Origin of the sequence: Chroococcus sp. FPU101 (assembly GCF_017312365.1) — a bacterium.
In the GTDB taxonomy this organism is placed as follows: Bacteria; Cyanobacteriota; Cyanobacteriia; order Cyanobacteriales; family Microcystaceae; genus Chroococcus.
Genome location: NZ_BLJI01000091.1, coordinates 1 through 2847, shown reverse-complemented (window position 1 = coordinate 2847; position 2847 = coordinate 1). Strand labels below are relative to the sequence as shown.

General features: G+C 39.1%; 1 protein-coding gene. It reads right to left on the bottom strand.

The window, feature by feature from the left end:
* Nucleotides 1–180 precede the first annotated feature (180 nt).
* Nucleotides 181–1953 carry a group II intron reverse transcriptase/maturase gene (ltrA, locus tag CFPU101_RS25115; RefSeq protein ID WP_206818604.1) on the bottom strand — a complete coding sequence of 591 codons (1773 nt, stop codon included), beginning with the start codon at nucleotides 1951–1953 and terminating at the stop codon, nucleotides 181–183.
* Nucleotides 1954–2847: the final 894 nt, after the last annotated feature.

The window sequence follows — 2847 nt, the reverse complement described above, 5'->3', positions numbered from 1 at the left end:
AACAACTACATTTACCATAAAATTTTTAACCATTTTGTTAGCACTATTAATAATCTACATCCTGAAAATATCCTTGGCTGATGTTTTGGGAAATCCTTTCTAAATGTTAAATTTGCTGAGGAACATTTGTAGGAAAATGAGTGAATTGATGTCGTTAGAGTGATTAGCCCATTTTAAAAACTAAGCCGACGTGTCACCACGCCGACTCGTCTTCAGAACCGTACGTGAGACTTTCACCTCATACGGCTCCTCTCCTTTTAGGCTCTCATGAGTACCAGTGCGACTACCATCGCTGGTAGTTTTTGTATGGTGACAATGGCGATGTAATAATTGAAGATTGTCATAGGTGTCTTTTCCTCCAAGAGATTTGGGAAGAATATGGTCGATTTCTATAACACTCTCATCATCAAAGTAAAATCCACATATCTTACATTTTCCTTTCTGTTGTTTCAAAAGTTGGGCAATTCTTGGTGTTAGGTCTGGGTGTTTCCCCATTCTAGTACCCCAATAGGTCGAGTCTCCATCGTATGGGCTTTTGGTTCCTTTGACTTTGATATGCCTGATAATGGCAGTTTCAAGATGTGTATACAGTTTGATGTATTTATCCTCTTTACTTATCTTTTGTGCAAAAGTCCATGTGTTTTGCCCTATGTGATGCCAATATTTGTTACTGACCCACGTTTTGGATTTATTTGGATGACGACGATATGCCCATCTTTGAAGCTTTTGGAATAGTAAGTGACTCAGTTTGCTGTAGGTTTCTTTGCTACAGACTGACCGATAATAGTTAGACCATCCTCTAACCATAGGGTTAAGATGCTTGATTAGTGCTGCCTGTGGTGAGGCATTATCTCTATCTATTTGTTCGGCTAGTTTTCTATAGTGTATGAGAACCTTTTCCTTACTTGGTTTGATTAGAGTTTTAAATCCAAGTATTTCCCCGTTAGTATTCCTTCCTGATTGGTATTTTCCTACAGGATATTGCCTTATATTGAATCCCAGAAAGTCAAATCCTGCTTTCTGATTTTCATGTTCAAGTAAGGTGTGTACGATTCGGGTTTTACTTGGTTTCAATTCCAAACCCATTCCTTTGAGCCATTCTTCAAGAATTTCTTTGGCTTTTATTACCTTTTCAAGGTTTTCATGGAGAACTACTAAGTCATCGGCGTATCTGATTAGTGATGCACCTTTGATTTTGCTTGTGATAAGCATTTCCATTCCATGTAAGGCGATATTTGCCAGTAGTGGGCTAATAACTCCTCCTTGGGGTGTTCCAGTTTCAGTGGGGAATAGTTCTCCATTCATGAGAACCCCCGCTTTTAACCAAGCTTTGATTTGTCTGTTTACGCTAGGGAAGGTGTTAAGCTTCTTGATTAAGGCTTCTTGGTTTATTTGGTCAAAGCATTTTTGAATATCCGCATCAAGTACAAATTTAGACTTGTATCTGATTTGGCGAAAGATTGCTTCGATTGCGTCGTGACAACCTCTTCCAGGGCGGAAACCATATGAGTTACCTTCAAATCGGGCTTCCCATTCGGGTTCCAATGCTGCCTTGACAAGGGCTTGCATTGCTCTATCGTACATTGTTGGTATTCCAAGAGGTCTTTTTTCTCCGTTGGCTTTTGGTATCCAGACTCGTCTGACGGGTTTGGCTTTATCCTTCAGTTTCAATTGACCGACGAGTTCAAATCGTTGTTTAGGTGATAGGGATTTTACTCCATCTACTCCTGCTGTGATTTTTCCTTGATTATCTTGAGATACCTTTCTGACTGCTAGTAGCTTTGCATAATATGACCTTAGTAAGGTTTTCTGAAGTTTGCGAACTTTACGTTTGTCACCGTTTTGACTGGCTTGATAGATTCTCTTTTGAAGCTTAAAGACAGCTTTCATGACTTTACGCCATTTAATCTGACTCCATCCCACAGTATTCGGTTTTGAATCTGTATTAGGCATATATACCCCTAATTGTTTTCTATCTTCCTAAAAACAGTGTCTACGTCTGCATATCTTAGGCATTATCCTAAGCTTTGGCTTCTTAGACAATCTTTCGTGCCTCAGTACCTACCAATTGATAGATTTTGCGTCTTGGTTGACTACTGTTACCTTTCGACCTTGTAACAGAGTATCTGAGCTAGTTACTTCGTTCCCAATAACCGTTGGTATGAATCGTTAGGATGTTTTCCTTTGTACCGAGTTCAGAAAGGTGTGTACATTGAGGATTAAATTCCAATGTATTCTATTTGAACTATTACCTTTTTGGTTATAGCCTGTCAGTCTATTTGGCTATTTAGCAGTAACGATACTTTGGGATGTCTATACATCGAGGTCTAAATAGTGTGGGATTCTTAGGCATCTTAAAGAATCCATTTGTTCGACCTTTTGCCTTTTGGCTACAGCTTATCAGTCTATTTAGCTGTTTCGGGATAACGATGTTTTATGTGACACTTTGCTTGCGCTATCCATAGATTCTTGCTAGAGGCACACCATTTTTAGACTAGCAGTGTTAACCCCGTTTATTCCCGCTTCAGAGATTGAAGACCAATCGCTACTCTGGGGAATATGCTTTCACCTACACACCATAGGGAGAGGGCTTGAAGTTGATGTAATCTTATTCTCACCTCTACGTTTATTGAGTTATCAAGGTTCAGGGTTGACTACTATAAAGTAGTTTTGTTAACCTTGTTAGTCATCCTTGAGTATTTCTACTCATTTCGACCTTAATTGGCAACTCACCAAATTGTGTAATCAATATTCCCCTGTTTTCTAAATAATTGCCATGCTCATCAATCAATCGATAACGAAAATAATGACCTGTTGCGCTACTATCAATCGCATGACCGAGATAAT

What these genes read in the sequence shown, in the direction of transcription:
- ltrA (WP_206818604.1), bottom strand. Translation starts at nt 1,953, where the DNA reads ATGCCTAATACAGATTCAAAACCGAATACTGTGGGATGGAGTCAGATT.